Origin of the sequence: Microvirga sp. VF16, assembly GCF_016864375.1 — a bacterium.
In the GTDB taxonomy this organism is placed as follows: domain Bacteria; phylum Pseudomonadota; class Alphaproteobacteria; order Rhizobiales; family Beijerinckiaceae; genus Microvirga.
The window spans coordinates 3,918,758-3,933,762 of sequence record NZ_CP069354.1 but is presented as its reverse complement, the minus strand read 5'-3'; the positions used below and the strand labels follow the sequence as shown (position 1 = coordinate 3,933,762).

General features: G+C 62.2%; 14 protein-coding genes. 5 read left to right on the top strand and 9 right to left on the bottom strand.

Going from position 1 to position 15,005, the window contains the following annotated elements; all coding sequences use genetic code 11:
- Positions 1 to 10: 10 nt before the first annotated feature.
- The 3 genes from JO965_RS18360 to JO965_RS18350 all read right to left on the bottom strand — a co-directional run bounded on the left by JO965_RS18360 (position 11) and on the right by JO965_RS18350 (position 5,901).
- Complete coding sequence (locus JO965_RS18360; protein ID WP_203440457.1) at positions 11 to 2,401, bottom strand: PAS domain-containing protein; 2,391 nt, start codon at positions 2,399 to 2,401, stop codon at positions 11 to 13.
- A gap of 88 nt (positions 2,402 to 2,489) precedes the next feature.
- A complete protein-coding gene (locus tag JO965_RS18355) occupies positions 2,490 to 4,571 on the bottom strand; it encodes a S9 family peptidase (RefSeq protein WP_246776904.1) in 2,082 nt (693 codons plus the stop codon).
- A gap of 1 nt (position 4,572) precedes the next feature.
- The gene (locus JO965_RS18350; protein ID WP_203440456.1) at positions 4,573 to 5,901 is read right to left on the bottom strand and encodes an IS5 family transposase; all 1,329 of its coding nucleotides are present in this window, start codon (positions 5,899 to 5,901) and stop codon (positions 4,573 to 4,575) included.
- A gap of 612 nt (positions 5,902 to 6,513) precedes the next feature.
- On the opposite strand from JO965_RS18350, the gene JO965_RS18345 reads away from it, so the two are divergent.
- Positions 6,514 to 6,948, top strand: a complete 435-nt coding sequence (locus tag JO965_RS18345) for a MucR family transcriptional regulator (RefSeq protein ID WP_036352441.1) — start codon at positions 6,514 to 6,516, stop codon at positions 6,946 to 6,948.
- A 2-nt stretch (positions 6,949 to 6,950) separates the two neighbouring features.
- Here JO965_RS18345 and ftrA read toward each other — a convergent pair whose 3' ends face one another.
- Positions 6,951 to 7,976 (bottom strand): transcriptional regulator FtrA, encoded by a 1,026-nt coding sequence (gene ftrA, locus JO965_RS18340; protein ID WP_203440455.1) that lies wholly within the window; start codon positions 7,974 to 7,976, stop codon positions 6,951 to 6,953.
- 88 nt (positions 7,977 to 8,064) lie between these two features.
- Between ftrA and JO965_RS18335 the strand changes: the two genes are divergently transcribed.
- Together JO965_RS18335 and JO965_RS18330 are read left to right on the top strand one after the other, a co-directional pair.
- Positions 8,065 to 8,499: a rhodanese-like domain-containing protein gene (locus JO965_RS18335; RefSeq protein WP_203440454.1), complete on the top strand. Its 435-nt coding sequence runs from the start codon at positions 8,065 to 8,067 to the stop codon at positions 8,497 to 8,499.
- A 188-nt stretch (positions 8,500 to 8,687) separates the two neighbouring features.
- Positions 8,688 to 9,656 (top strand): DUF6456 domain-containing protein, encoded by a 969-nt coding sequence (locus JO965_RS18330; RefSeq protein ID WP_246776614.1) that lies wholly within the window; start codon positions 8,688 to 8,690, stop codon positions 9,654 to 9,656.
- Here JO965_RS18330 and JO965_RS18325 read toward each other — a convergent pair.
- A complete protein-coding gene (locus JO965_RS18325; protein WP_246776613.1) occupies positions 9,653 to 10,108 on the bottom strand; it encodes a SufE family protein in 456 nt (151 codons plus the stop codon). The two genes, JO965_RS18330 and JO965_RS18325, sit on opposite strands and share 4 nt — an antisense overlap.
- Before the next feature lie 41 nt (positions 10,109 to 10,149).
- Positions 10,150 to 10,473, bottom strand: coding sequence for a hypothetical protein (locus tag JO965_RS18320; protein ID WP_203440453.1), 324 nt, complete (start codon positions 10,471 to 10,473; stop codon positions 10,150 to 10,152).
- 354 nt (positions 10,474 to 10,827) lie between these two features.
- Between JO965_RS18320 and JO965_RS18315 the strand changes: the two genes are divergently transcribed.
- Positions 10,828 to 11,679: a peptidoglycan-binding domain-containing protein gene (locus tag JO965_RS18315; RefSeq protein ID WP_203440452.1), complete on the top strand. Its 852-nt coding sequence runs from the start codon at positions 10,828 to 10,830 to the stop codon at positions 11,677 to 11,679.
- Positions 11,679 to 12,020, top strand: a complete 342-nt coding sequence (locus JO965_RS18310; protein ID WP_203440451.1) for a DUF1491 family protein — start codon at positions 11,679 to 11,681, stop codon at positions 12,018 to 12,020. Before JO965_RS18315 ends, JO965_RS18310 begins: the two co-directional genes overlap by 1 nt.
- On the opposite strand, the gene JO965_RS18305 is transcribed toward JO965_RS18310, so the two are convergent.
- From JO965_RS18305 to JO965_RS18295, 3 genes are read right to left on the bottom strand one after another with little or no spacing between them, the layout of a single operon-like run.
- Entirely contained in the window at positions 12,017 to 13,063 is a 1,047-nt protein-coding gene (locus JO965_RS18305) for an aldo/keto reductase (protein WP_203440450.1), read from the bottom strand. The genes JO965_RS18310 and JO965_RS18305 overlap by 4 nt on opposite strands.
- Positions 13,064 to 13,066: 3 nt before the next feature.
- The gene (locus JO965_RS18300; protein ID WP_246776612.1) at positions 13,067 to 14,287 is read right to left on the bottom strand and encodes a multidrug effflux MFS transporter; all 1,221 of its coding nucleotides are present in this window, start codon (positions 14,285 to 14,287) and stop codon (positions 13,067 to 13,069) included.
- Positions 14,288 to 14,335: 48 nt separating this feature from the next.
- Positions 14,336 to 14,911, bottom strand: a complete 576-nt coding sequence (locus JO965_RS18295; protein WP_203440449.1) for a TetR/AcrR family transcriptional regulator — start codon at positions 14,909 to 14,911, stop codon at positions 14,336 to 14,338.
- Between the last annotated feature and the right edge of the window lie 94 nt (positions 14,912 to 15,005).

The following is a 15,005-nucleotide window of genomic DNA, read 5'->3' as shown; positions in this document are numbered from 1 at the left end:
AAACAGAAGGTTAATTCACGGAATGATCGGGGTTGAAGAGCGGGGGCTCGCCGGGAATAGGCATGATCATGGTAAAATGGAGGCCTTCACTCTGGAAATCCATGGACACATTAGCCTGCAACTGCGTGGCCAGCACGCGCTGGAGCAGACGGGTGCCGAAGCCCTGGCGCGTCGGCGTGCTCACCCGCGGCCCCCCTTTCTCGATCCAGGAGAACTGCAGCAGCGGACGCTCCCGGTCGAGGATCTCCCAGCGCACCGCGACCTGGCCGCCGAAGGTCGACAGCGCCCCGTGCTTGGCCGCATTGGTGGTCAGCTCATGGATCGCCATGCCGATCGGCACCGCCGCCTCCGACGGCAGCTCGAGCGGCGGCCCTGCGATCGTGATGCGGTTGCGCGCCTCGTCCTCGTAGGGCCCGAGCTCGGTCTGGACGAGCTCCTCCAGGTCGGCCTTCTGCCACAGGTCCTCGGTGAGCAGGTTGTGGGTGCGGGCGAGCGAGACGATGCGGCCGACGAAGCCCTGGTAGAACTCGTCGATGCTCGAGGCGGTGCGGGCGGTGGAACCGACGATGGCTTGGACGGTGGCGAGCGTGTTCTTGACCCGATGGTGCAGCTCTCGGATCAGAAGCTGCTGACGCTGCTCAGCATGCTTGCGGTCGGTAATGTCCTGAAGAACGCCAGTAATTCCGCTTAACGAGCCGTCTTGCGCATAGGTGGTCTGCCCTTGTGAAGCGACCCAGATTTGCGCATCGTCATCGAAACGCTTGATGCGATACTCGACGCTATAGGGTCCCTGATGCTCGACCGCTTTCTCCATAGCGGCCTCCATGCGTTTCAGATCAACCGGATTCATCCTTTTCTGGAGATCTGCTGCTGGAAGGATCGAGCCGTTAGGAAGACCAAAGATTTCAGCCGCCCTATCTGAGAAAGTAATGAGATTGGTTGCGGCATCCCAACTCCAATCACCCATCTTGGCGGCCTGAAGGGCGATGCGGAGCTGCTCTTCGCTCTTGCGCAGGGCTTCTTCCGTTTCCTTGAGATCATGGATGTCGACACTGGTGCCGACCCAGCCCTTGAACTCTCCGGTTGGAGAACGAATGGGAGCGCCCTGGATCAAGTGCCAGCGATAGGTGCCCTCATGCGATCGGTAGCGCGCCTCGGTTGTATAGGACGTCTGATGGGTGACGACAGGCACCAGCTCTTCCCTCATCCTCGTCATGTCGGCGGGATGAATCACTCGCATCCAGCTATGGCCCAGAGCCTCCTCGGGCGGCAGGCCCGAATAGGCCACCCAGCGCTCATTCGTGTAGAGCAGCTCGATATTGGGGTTGAGGATCCATACCAGAGCCGGGAGCGATTCCGCGATGAGACGGAAGCGGGCATCGGTCTCGCGCAGTTCGATTTCTGCGCGTGCTTTTTCAACGGCCGTCCATGTTCGCTCAGCCACATCCTCCACGAGAGATAGCTCGTCACCGAACCACGCCCGGGGTTCGGCGGAATGCATGTAGAGCACGGCGGTCAGCCGCTGGTTCTTCAGGAGCGGGACCGCAAGAGCCGCGCGGGCATTGATCGTGCTGTAGGCCGTCTGAACTGCCGGATTATCTGCCCTAGGATCGCTCCTGATGTCCTCGACGAAGATGGGATGCCCCTGTTTGAGTTCCGCCATCATGGTCGGGAGGAAATCGTAGAGACGGTAAGCGCGACCCTCGTTGCCGATGACGCCCTTGGACCATTCGCGCTCCACAAGAATGATGCCGCGTTCCTCGTCGACCTCGCCGTATCCGGCACAGTCCACTTTCAAGAAGCGTCCAAGATGTTCGGCCGTGGTTTCCATGATCGCATCGGGATCATCCAGGCTGCGCAGGTGGTCGTTCAGGTTCAGGAGGAACTCCTGGCGGCGCTGAGCCGAATGCATGTCCTCCTTGGCCTTCTCCCGCGCCGTCACATCCTGGGTGATACCCATGAGACGGACGGGCTTGTCGCCCTCGAAGACCGCGCCGCCGCGCACGAGAACGCGCCCGATGCGTCCGTCCGGACGGATGACCCGATACTCGACATTGAAATCGGTCTTCGTCTTGAGCGCGAAGGCCATGGCCTGGTTAATGCGCTCGACATCGCCGGGATGAACCAGCTTCTGGAACTCATCCTGGGTAAGGGTGGTCTCTGGCGGAAGGCCGAAATTGGCCTTGAAGGCAGGTGTGCCGGTGATTTCCCCGGTCTCGAGATTGCGTTCCCATGCCCCGAGCCTGCCGATATCAAGCGCCATGCGCAACTTGCCGTTGCTCAGGCGAAGAGATTGCTCCGTCTCACGGAGGCGCCGTTCCAGATCGGCAAGCAGCTGTTTGTCGCTTTCCCTATGGGAAGCAACATCGGCGGCCGTCTCTGAATGGCCCCTCTTCGTCATCGACGCGTGCTCTCGAAAATCCCTGATGTCTCATTGCCGCCTCAACTTGTGCGGCAGGATATGGTACAACGGGACATAGGGCTTCGCGTCAAGTCTGAAAGCCCCCGATCGACTTGATGGCGAACGTGTAGGCGAGGGCAACCTCCTCCAGCCGATCGAAGCGGCCTGCAGCGCCGGCGTGCCCGGCCTCCATGTTGAGTTTGAACAGAATCGGCCCGCCGCCCGTCATGGTGGCCCTGAGTCTGGCGACCCATTTCGCCGGCTCCCAATAGGTCACGCGAGGATCGGTGAGACCGGCAAGTGCCAGGATCGCCGGATAGGCCTGTGGCTTCACATTGTCATAAGGCGAGTAGGACAAAATCGTGTGGAAAGCCGTCTCGTCCGCGGCTGGATTGCCCCATTCGGGCCATTCGGGCGGGGTGAGGGGCAATTCGCTGTCCAGCATTGTGTTGAGCACATCGACGAACGGCACCTCGGCGATGATTCCGGCAAAGAGATCCGGCGCCATATTGGCCACCGCTCCCATGAGCATGCCGCCCGCGCTGCCGCCATGAGCGACGATGCGACCGCGGGACGTGTAGCCGGCCTTGATGAGCGCCTCCCCGCAGGCGATGAAGTCCGTGAACGTATTCGTCTTTTTCTCGCGCTTGCCGTCCATGTACCAGCGCCAGCCTTTTTCCGTGCCGCCGCGGATATGTGCGATGGCATAGACGAAGCCACGGTCGACGAGAGACAGGATTCCAGTGCGAAAGCTCGCGGGCATGGACATGCCGTAGGAGCCGTATCCGTAAAGCAGGCACGGTGCGGATCCATCGAGCGCGACCTCGCGTCGATGGACAAGCGAAATGGGAACCTGCTCACCATCGGGAGCCGTGGCGAACAGGCGGCGGGTTACGTAGTCGGCCGGGTTATGGCCGCTCGGTACCTCCTGCCGCTTGCGGAGAACGCGCTCCCCAGTGCGCAGATCATAGTCGATCACCTCGCTCGGCGTGGTCATCGACGAGTAATGATAGCGGATGACATCCGTGTCGAACTCATAGCCTGCCGAGAAGCCGAGCGAATAGGCTTCCTCTTCGAACGCGACCGTTTCCTCACGGCCCGTCGAGAATTCTCTCAGGACGATGCGTGGCTTTGCATTCTCCCGCTCCAGGCGCACGAGATAGCGGGCGAGCGCCACGACGGAGAGGATCATCGTGCCGGTGCGATAGGGCACGAGATCCTGCCAGTGGGTGCGTCCAGGCGTTGCGACGGGAGCCGTGACGATCTTGAAGTCTTCAGAGCCATCCGCATTGGTGAGAATGATCAGGCTATCGCCGTGATGCTCCACATCATACTTGAGCTGTGGTGTGCGCGGTTCGACGAGGCGAGGCTTGGCCGACGCATCGGCTCGGTCGAGCAGCCAGATTTCGGAGGTTTCGTGATCGCTTGCCTCGATGAGGACGAAGGCTTCCGATTGCGTGACACCAAGTTTGACGAAGAAGCCGGGATCCTTTTCTTCGTAGATCACTTCGTTCTGCTCAGGGCTTGAGCCGAGAAGGTGGCGCTTGATACGCACAGGCCGGTGGTTCTCGTCGAGTTCGACATAGTAGAAGCCGGAGGAATCGTTGAGCCATACAGCACCGCCGGAGGTTTGAAGAACCTCGTCGGGAAGATCGGTACCGGTCTCAAGATCTCGCACGCGAATCGTGAAGTATTCCGAGCCCTTGATATCCGCGCCCCAGGCCATCAGACGATGGTCGGGTGAATGATCCGCTCCGCCGAGATCGAAGAAGGGGTGGCCCTCGGCCTCCTTGTCTCCATCCAGCATGATGGTCTCGGACCCACCGTCGCGCGGCTGTCTGCAGACGAGGGGATGCTGACCGCCTTCACGGTAACGGGTGAAATAGGCAAAGGGCCCATCCGGCTCCGGAACGGTGGAATCGTCCTCCTTGATACGCCCGCGCATCTCTGCCACGAGCCGGGCTTGGAATTCCTCCGTGCCGGTGAAGGCTGCCGCTGCGTAGGCATTCTCCTGTTCCAGGACGGTGCGGATGGGGAGATCAAGGGCCGACGGATCCTTGAGGACCTCTTTCCAATTCTCCGCCTTCAACCATGCGTAATCGTCTTGAACCCGAATCCCATGTATTTCGTCGGCCCTGAATAATGCGGCTGCACGAGGCGGGCGCTGGATTTCACGCGACCTGAGAAGGATCCGATTGCGCGGATGAACTGATCAGGGCTGCCATGAGCCAGGCGACAAAAAGCCTGAGCCAGTTCAGGATCAGTCTGAGATTGTGCCCGGCCGCCACGAGGAGCGCATTCATCGCATCCCCGGCCGCTCCGAGCAGGTGACTGCGTCCCAGTCGCCCGTCCGCCTTCATGTGCCCGATCATCGGCTCGATCGCGGATCGGCGTCGCAGTTCCCGCTTGATCGTCGGGGTGAGCCCTCGCCGCTGCCGGGTGATGAACACCCGATCCGTCTTGGCATAATCATGCCCACGATAGCCGCTGTCGACGTAAACGCGTGCGGGCTCCACGTCAGTCATGGCCACGACCTGATCGATTGTCGTGGTGAGCGTATGGCCGTCATACGGATTGCCCTCCAATGCCTTGGAGGCGAGCACGAACCCTTCGCGGTTGGTCACCGCCAGTGCGACCTTGCTGCCGAACTCATACGGCCGATGCGCCTTGCCTTTGGCGATGCACACCACCTCGGGCGCATGCAGGCTGTAGAGTTTGTTCTTGCTCGTGCGCTCCTGCATCAGAAGACGCTCCGTCAGGCCAAGCAGAGGAGCAAACCGACGTGAGAGAACCTCATCCCCGGCGACTTTGCGGGCGATATCGCGGTAGACGCGCCCGAGATAGGTCTTCAGCCGCTTCAGTTCGCGGCGCATGCGCCGCATCTGACGGGCATGGGCATAGCGCCCGACCTGCACGGCCGCGCGTTTGGCCAAACGCGTGTGGGCCTGCCGCAGCTTGAGACCGCACTTCTTGGCCTGCCGCACCAGAGCCAGTACTGCCTTCAGGTACAGCTTCGCGTCGGTCGGATGGGTGATCGCCTTCGGCTGCACCGTGGTGTCGACGCTGATCCGTTCCAAACTGGAGGGCCGCACCGCGCCGCTCTCCAGCCCGGCCTGGATCGTTTCAGCCAGCAGCTTCTCCAGTCCGTCGGGTCCGAGCCGCTTGCGCCAGCGGGTGAGCGAGCTGGGATCACAGGGCAGCTCATGCTGGAAGTACTCGCAGCCACAGAACCATTGCCAGTAAGGGTTTTCGATCCAGCGCTGCACCACCGCCTCATCGGAGAGGTTGAAGGTGTGCTGGAGATACGACAGCCCGACCATCAGGCGCGTCGGCTTCGCGGGCCGTCCGAGCGGGCGATAGAAGCGGCCAAACTCGTGATCGAAGCGGTGCCAGTCGATCAGACCGGCGAGCCGGAACAACTCATGGCGGGGATCGAGGATCTGATCGAGACGGCTGCGGTAGAGATCGCCGGAGCTCGGCAGCGTCGGCTTGGGTCCCATGGCAAAACACCAAGTTTAAGCGGGTCAGTCCCCAGATGCTGGCATTCTACAATGCTTCGCGAAGACGAAGAATCCTTCAACCTCAATCAGTTGTGGGTTGTTCAGGGCCGACTATTTCGACAGCATGCGGTTTGGTTGGAACGCTGGGGGTTGCTGGCTGGGGATGGAAGGGAGGGCGCTCAATATTCATGAAATCGTCCGGTCAAATCATCAAGAAGGGGATTATGCACAGATAACCGGGATTTCCCACGGCAGGTCCATGTCGGGCTTAAAAGCCCTCAATCGTCCAAAACAGGTGCCTTTCTAGTTACTTCTTCGGATCGGAATGATGAAATTTATGTGATGAAAGCCTTAACCTATGGCTGAAGGCATTAACTGTTCAACGTAGGTTTATTGCACAGTGATAGTTGATACGAAGTTTTCCAAAGTTTTCCTTTTGCACATCTTGCAATACGGCTGAATTTGCCATACTTGGACGAGCGAGCACGATTTCTGTGCAAGTACGGTGCGGCTCAAGGAAGAAGCAAGCATTGCTTCAGACAAGAATGCTCAAATATAGGTTGAAATGCTTTTTTGAGCCATTCGAACGGGCCGGAAAGGAAGAAAATCAAAATGAGCGACAACATCGCTGCTTCGAACTACATTGAGTTGGCTGCGGATATCGTTTCGGCTTACGTCAGCAACAATTCTGTTCCTTCGGGCGACCTGCCGACCCTGATCAACGACGTCCATTCGGCTCTTCTGCGTGTCGGGGGCGGCACCGTGGAAGCGCCTGTTGAGGCGCCGAAGCCGGCAATCCCGGTGAAGAAGTCCGTCACGCCGGATTACATCGTCTGCCTCGAGGACGGCAAGAAGTTCAAGTCGCTGAAGCGCCATCTGCGCACCCAGTACAACATGACCCCCGAGCAGTATCGCGAGAAGTGGGCTCTGCCCGTCGATTACCCGATGGTGGCTCCCAACTACGCCAAGGCTCGCTCGGAGCTCGCCAAGGAAATGGGCCTCGGCCAGCAGCGCCGTAAGCGCCGCTCCTCGCGCAGCAGCAGCTAAGGTCAGCCTTCAAGGCTGAAATCAGCCGCCCCAAGGGGCGGCTTTTTGCTTTTTGAGGCCTGCCTGTCGGCTGCTTGAGCAAACCGGCTCCGATAGGCGGCAGGGCTCGTGCCGAGCCGCGCCCGGAAATGGTGGCGAAGAGTGGCCGCGGAGCCAAAGCCGGTCGCATCCGCAATGCTCTCGATGGAATGGCTTGTGGTTTCCAGCAATTCCCGGGCGCGAACCAGGCGCTCGTTGAGCAGCCATTCCCCCGGCGGCTGGCCGGTCGCCGCCTTGAAGCGGCGCAGGAAGGTGCGCACGCTCATCCCCGCTTCCGCAGCCAGCTCCGCGACCGGTTGTTCCTCGCCAAGGCGCGCCCGCATACGGTCGAAGAGGGGCGCAAACCGGAGGCCCTCGCGGGCCGGCGGCACGGGTCGCTCGATGAATTGCGCCTGGCCGCCCTCGCGATGGGGCGGCACCACGAGGCGGCGGGCGAGGCGGTTGGCGATCTCGGGTCCGAAATCCGCACGCACGACATGCAGGCAGAGATCGATGCCCGCCGCGCTGCCAGCGGAGGTCAGAACCCTGCCTTCGTCCACATAGAGAACATCTGGCTCGACTTTGATATCAGGATAGATCGTCGAAAGGTTTTCGACATGGTGCCAGTGCGTGGTCGCGCGCCTGCCAGACAGAAGCCCTGTCGCGGCAAGTACAAAGACGCCGGAGCAGATGGACATGAGGCGCGCGCCTCTATCGTGAGCCTTCCTCAGAGCTTCGATCAGCACTGTGGGGACAGGCTCACTATGGGCCCCGCGCCAGCCGGGGATGACGATAGTGTCCGCCTGATCCAGCAATTCGAGCCCGCCATCCGCCATGATCTGGAAGCCGCCGATGGCCCGCAACGGACCGGGCTCAATGGCGCAGACCGCGAAGCGATACCAATCCGGGCCCATCTCGGGCCGGGGCAGGCCAAAGATCTCGACGGCGATGCCGAATTCGAAGGTGCTCAAACGGTCATAGGCGAGGGCGACGACGAGGCGGTTTGGCATGATGTTTACGTCTGTTGGCAGAAGCGCCACTTTCCACCATGACGCCTTCCGGGAAATCTGGCGACGGCTTTTTCACAAGGAGGTTGTCATGCCAACGAGTACCGTCGCCGCCATTCCCGCTGCCGCGCCGTCCAGGGCCGCTGAGCATTTCGCAGGTCGCCTATCGTTCGAGACGGATTGCGCCGACGTGCACCAATCCCTTTCGGGCGGACCCGTCGATTTCGTGCTCCTCGATGTGCGCGGTCCCAACGCATATGCGCGCAGCCATGTGCCCGGCGCGCTCAATCTCCCGCATCGGGAGATGACGGCGGAGTGCATGGCCACTTGGCCCGAGAGCACGCTGTTCGTGGTCTATTGCGCTGGGCCGCACTGCAACGGCGCGGATCGCGCGGCCTTAAGGCTGTCGCAGCTCGGCCGCCCGGTCAAACTCATGCTCGGCGGCATGACGGGTTGGGCTGACGAAGGCTTTCCCTTCGCGCAGGGCTCCGAGCCTGGCTCGCTGAAGCTGTCGTCCGCCGCCTGATTCAAGCTCGGTCCTTCGCCTGAAAAGGCGGAGGACCTTTGCGGCCTTTGTGGGGAGCGGTCGCCTGCCGGCCGACTTATCCTCGCTCTTATCAACAGTTTTGAATCTTCGTTGACAACTAGGAATATGCCCCCACTATCGAGACTGGAAGGGGTAACCCTTCCTTAGTTTATTTATAGGAACAAAACATGAACATTGAAGACGGCGATGCGGTTCATCAAAGTATTGCCGCACCAAGGATTTCAGCTCCGAACGAGACCCATTCGAAGAGGCGGAGGCGGAACGAAAGCGGCAAACCGGGAGCGACGGCCGGACATGTGGCGGGCGATTCCCTGTCCAGGGAGGCGCGAAGGCTCTTGTCAGCGCTCGCGCAGCCGGAGACCTGGGCCATCGTCGATCCGACGGACCCGGCAAGCGTGCTTGTCCACAGGCGCCGGTCGGGAATCTCCGTGGGGGCAGGGCGCTTTGCCTATGCCGCGGCGGAGGCCCTCGTACGCCGGGATCTCGGCCATTGGGACAAGGCTACCTCCGGGCGGAAAACCCTGCTGCTGACGAAGGCAGGCGGAGCCCGTCTACGCCGTGCGTCGGCGCCTGATGCCGATATGGCGTTCTTTCACCAGCATCGCGAGACGGATCTCGCCACCGTCGAGGCGGAGGCGGGAGCGACGCGAGTGCGCGTGGACGCGGACGAGAGCCCGCTCGATTGGTTGCGCCGCCGTAAGGGGCGTGATGGCGAGCCAATGATCGATAAGGCGTCCTATCAGGCCGGCGAGCGTCTGCGGACCGATATCATGCTCGCCGGGTTGATGCCGGGCGTGACGGCCCGTTGGGACGGCATGCCGAAGAGCGGTGGGCCCGTCTCGCCGGGCGAGGCGACCGACCGCATGGTCGCCGCCCGCCAGCGCCTGCGCAACGCCTTCGATGCCATCGGCGGCGACTTCAGCGACCTGCTCCTTGATCTCTGCGGCTTTTTAAAAGGCCTGGAGCAGATCGAACGTGAGCGGCAATGGCCGCCGCGTTCAGCCAAAATCGTGGTGAGACTTGCCCTGGCGCGGTTGGCCGAGCATTACGGCATCGAGGCTTCAGCCCGCGGCCCGGCCGCATCGCGCGGCATCCGTGCTTGGCAGGCGGTGGTGATCGAAGGCGGGCGGGTTTAAGAGGTCGCCACGGCCATCTGCGCATCGCGGCGAATGCGTTCGACCATGGATCTGACGCCGTTCGAGCGTTGCGGCGTCAGATGCTCCGACAAGCCGAGTTCCTTGAACAGGGCCAGGGCGTCGGTGGAAAGGGCTTCGGAGGGCGTCTTGCCGTTGTAGAGCGAGATCAGGAGGGCGACGAGGCCGCGGACAATGTGGGCGTCGCTGTCGCCGCGCAGATGCAGCACGGGTTCACCGTTCGAGGAATCGAGATCGGCCTGGAGCCAAACCTGGCTGGCGCAGCCCTGGACCTTGTTGACGTCGTTATAGGCCTCGTCCGGCAACGGCTCCATGAGCCGGCCGAGCTCGATGACGTAGCGATACCGCTCCTCCCACTCGTCGAGCAGTTCGAAGTTGGAAACGATTTCGTCGATTGTCGGCAGCATGGCAAACCTGTGTTGTCTGCCTGTCATATAATCATCGCCGCGCCGTTTGGCGATGGAAGGCGCCAAATCTAGGTGCGAGGCTTGGACGCAGCAAGCTCGCGGTCTTCCGGCCGCAGGGTGTCCGTAGACTTGGTAGTGCCGGCAACGGGAAAGCCCGAGGTGGTGAGGATCTTGTCGACCACGGCCTGCTTGGCGCTGTCGGGAAGGGCCTTCCACACGGTTTCGAGATGGCCGGGCTTGTCTCCTGCGGGAACGGGGTCGGCAACGGCCGGTTCGCTCTTCCTAGGGGTGAAGAAAGCCTCGATCGCAGCCGTACCCTCGCCCTGCTGGCGCACCGGCGAGTAGTAGAAGATGGCGCCGACGATAAGGACGAAGCGGAGGATCGAAAACATGAGGCGGCCGGTTGCCTGAAACGAGGAATGATGCAGCACCATAACGTAGGCAGGCAGTGCCGCGTAGGAGGGGAGCGAGGAATCTGGAAACAGGATGAACAAAACATTGCCAGGACCATTGCGCCGCAAACTATTGAAAAATATAGGTAATTTATCGTGTTTGCTTGCCCTTCCTCCTTGTGCGCGTCTCTTCCGGGTTTCTCTCCGCCGCGAGGTCCAGAGCAATTAGGTTTCGCTTAAACCCGCTCTGTCAGGCTTTGCCGTGAGAAAGACAAGAAACGGTGCCTTGCCGTCTTGTCTTGCAGGACGCGCGGACCAAAACGACATCATTCTTCGAAGACGGAAACGACTCCCTTGCGTGAAGCTTTTGTCGATCATCCCGATGACGATCTCGACCTGCCCGCCGTCGTCCGTCGGAAGGCTCCGGCGCGGCCGGCGCAGAAGCGCACCGCCAAGCCGCCGCGCAGGCCGGGCATCGGCGAGAGGGCGGCCACCTTCGTCTTCAGCCATCCGCGCCAGATCCTCGCCGCCCTGTTCCTGACCGGCTGCGGCGGCGCGATCGCCTGGAACGCGCTGGCGCTGCAAAGTAGCCGTCATCCTGCGCCGCTCTTCAACACGCGAGAGATCGTGTTAGCACCGGAGCCAGCGCCCGAGGTCGAGGGCGACACGTTTCAGCCGTTGCCGCCCATGCGTCCGGGAGCGCAATCCGCGGAGGGATTGGCTTCCGCGCCGGCTGCTCACGAATCCGCCGCGCATCCCGTTCCGGAGGCGGCGCCGGCCGCTACTGTCGTTACGCCCAAGGCGCCTGCGCGCAGCCCCATCGCGGAGATGATCCGCAATGGGGGGCAGCCTGCTCCCGCGGCAACACCGCCAGCCCGCGCCCCGCAGGCGGCCCCCGCCGCGCCAGCGCCTGCACCGGTGCGAAGCGCTGCGCGCGACCCCATCGCCGATATGATCCGCATGGGCGGCCCCGTGCCGACGCCGCCCGCCAATGTGGGCCGTTCCGACCCTGGCGATATCGTCCTCGCAGGCCAGCGCGCACTTGCGCGGCTGGGCTACAGCGTGAAGGTGGATGGTTTGATGGGCTCCGGCACGCGACAGGCCATCGAGCGCTTCGAGCAGGATCGTCGCTTGCCCGTCACTGGCGAGTTGAATGCGCGGACAGCCCGTGAGCTTTCCGCTGCATCCGGTATCGCGGTTCAGTAGTGTCCCGCCTCCGCTCGGACTTCTGGGTGTCTGCCTATCTGCGCCGCTGCTCGGTGGAGGGAGTCGAAGCGGCTCTGCGCAAGCGTGGCGCCGCGGAAGCCGGTGCCGTTTTCGTCAAAGTGGACCAGCTCGACGGCACCGCAAGCCTCTATGGTCCTGCGCCTCAGCTCTTCCTCGACGAGAGCGGCGAGCGACTCTTCTCGCCGATCCTGAAAGCTGTGATGCCGCTCGATGTGGAAGAGCGCATGGCGCGCGAGCTCCGCTTCGATCCTGATCTCTGGCTCGTGGAGGTCGACGACAGGACAGGGCGCCACTTCCTCGACCTCGCCGTGGAAGATTAAGCGACAGGAACCGTAGGACGGTCGAGCAGGTCGAACTTGCCGCCGGCGCTGCGCTGCTGTGTTCCCGGTTCATGGATCATCGAGTAGGGGAAGACCGGCGGGAGGCTGCTGACATCGTCGAGCCGTGTGATCTGCTCAGGAGACAGCTTGACCTTCGCCGCCGCGAGATTGCTCTCAAGTTGCGCCGTCGTGCGCGGTCCGATGATCGGGAGCGAGCCCTTGGCGGCGACCCAAGCGATGGCGACCTCGCCCGGCGTGGCGCCAAGCTCTTCCGCCACCGTGATCACCGTGTCGAGCACAGCACTGCGCTGCGCGGAATTCTCGGCCTGGAACACCTTGCCGCCGAGGCCTTGCGCGCGGCCGGATTCTCCCTGCCGATACTTGCCGGTCAGCATGCCGCCGCCGAGCGGAGACCATGCGACGATGCCGAGGCCGAGGGCCTGACCGGCGGGGATGAGTTCCTGCTCGGTCGTACGCTCGACAAGGCTGTGCTCGACCTGCAGCCCGGCGATGGGAACGCTGCCGCGCAATTCCGCGATGGTGGCAGCGCGCGCTACGCGCCAGGCGGGGAAATCAGAGAGGCCCGCATAGAGAATCTTACCCGCCCGCACGAGATCGTCGAAGCCGCGCACGATCTCCTCGATCGGTGTGACACCGTCCGAGTAATGCACCCAGTAAAGATCGATGTGATCGGTTCTCAGACGCTTGAGGCTCGCCTCCACCGAGGACACCATCGCCTTGCGGCTGTTGCCGGTGACGAGAATGCCGTCCTTCGGATTGGCGCGCTGCGTGAATTTCGTCGCCACGACGAAATCATCGCGCCGTCTTTGCAGCAGCTCGCCTAAAATTTCTTCGGACTGCCCGAACTGATAGCTGTCCGCCGTATCGATGAAATTGCCGCCGGCCTCCGCATAGGCGTCGAAGATGCGGTGGGCCTCATCCGGCTCGGTGCCATGACCCCAGCGCGTGCCGAAATTGCCGGTGCCGAGAACGAGTTCTGAAACACGAAGACCCGTATGCTGACCGAAGAGCTTATAGCGCATGGTTTAAGCCTTTCCACGCTTAGGGAGGAACACGATGAGGGCAAGGGCTGAGCCGCCGGTGAGGATGACGCTCAGTGCGCCGACTGGCGACAGCGGAAGAGCCGAGGTGAGGGCAGTGCCGGTGGCCGCGCAGGCCATTTGCAGGAAGCCAAGAAGTGCGGAGGCCAAACCGGCCTGCCGTCCGAACGGGTGCAGCGTGATCGCCGTGCCGAGCGGATTGACCAGCCCCATGCCGAGGAGGAAGACCGCGATCGCCGCTGCGAAGCCGAAGAAGGTCGGCGCTCCGCTCATGAGAAGCAGGAAGCTGCCGCCGAGCACCGCCAGAACGATGCCGATGATGGCGATGGAGCGCGCTCCCCATCTGTGCGCAAGCCGCGGCGCCAGCAACCCACCGGCGAACACGACGAAGACCGTTGTGGCGAAGAACAGACCGAGCTGCAGCGCGGAGAGGCCGAGGCTCAGCATAAGAATGGCAGGTGCCGCGGCAAAGAATGCATAGAGTCCGCCGATGATGAGGCTGACGGCAAGCGCCGGCAGAATAAATCGGACGTCTGCGAGAAGTTGGCCATAGGCGCGCAACGTGGCGGAGAGCGAGATTGCCGAGCGGCGATCAGCCGGGTGCGTCTCGCCTGCCCCAAGCGCATAATAAGCCGCGAGGAAGGCACCTAGAGCACCAACCACGATGAAGGCCGCACGCCAGCCGAACTGCGCATCGAGTGCACTGCCGATGAGAGGGGAAAAGCCCGGTGCGGCCGCCATCGCCACCATGGTCAGCGACAGCGCCTTCGCAAGGGCTTCGCCATCGAAGAGGTCGCGCGCGATGGCACGGGAGAGAACGGATGCCGCGCAGACACCGAGCGCCTGAACGATGCGTCCGACGATCAGCATGGGAAAGCTTTCGGCTCCGCCACAGATCGCGCTGCCGATGATGAAGATCGTCAGACCTCCGAGCACGAACCATCGCCGCCCGTAGCGGTCGGACAACGGGCCGACGAACAGCTGTCCGATGGCGAAGGCGATGAAGAAGCTCGAGAGCGTTAGGCCGAGATCGCGCGCTGGAACGTTCAGCGCTGCGCTGATCGATGGAAAGGAAGGAAGAATGATGTTGGTGGAGAGCGCGCCAATGGCGGCCAATCCTGCTAGCAGGACCAGACGTCCGGCCATCAATTTGCGCTCTGCCGCGGGTTCCGCCACGTTGGTCGATAACGTCTCGATGATGGACACAAGTGTTCTCCTGCAGGATGTGCGGGGACGGATCGTCCGCTGAGCCGCCTATTCCGATTTGGCCGCGATTTCGTCGGCAGCGGCCGACAGGATCTTCTGCGAGAGCGCTTCATCCCCGACTGCACGTGACAGGACGAGGGCTCCGACCAAGGTTGACAGAGTCACGATCGACTTGTTGCGCCGGGCTTCGCCGGACGATGCAGGCACGATACTGTCGAGAAGCTCCAGATATCCCTCGATGCCCTCCCTAAAGGCGGACTGAAGCTCGGGAGAGGAGCGCGGAGCGTCTCCGCCAAGGGCCGCAAGCGCGCAACCTTCGCCGCGCCGGTCCCGATGAGTATCCGTCAGGTAGAGGCGGGCGAGAGCGCCAAGCTTGTCGTTCGGTGTCTCGGCTAGGACTTCGGCCCATCTGTCCTTGCTTCTGGACAGGGCGCGACGGCTCGCCTGGACCTTCAGGTCATCCTTCGACTTGAACTGCCCGTAGAACCCGCCGTGTGTGAGGCCGGATTCCTTCATCAGATCGGTAATGCCAATGCCGTCGAAGCCCCGCTCCCTGAAGAGGCGGCTGGCGACATCGATGACATGATCACGGTTCTTATCCGCCTGCTCCCGGCTGACGCGCATCGGTCCTCTCCATCAAGGAAGATCGTGATGCGTATATATGATGATCATAATTTAAATGCAAGAATAAATGTTGATCATCATTTAAGTTCGCGCT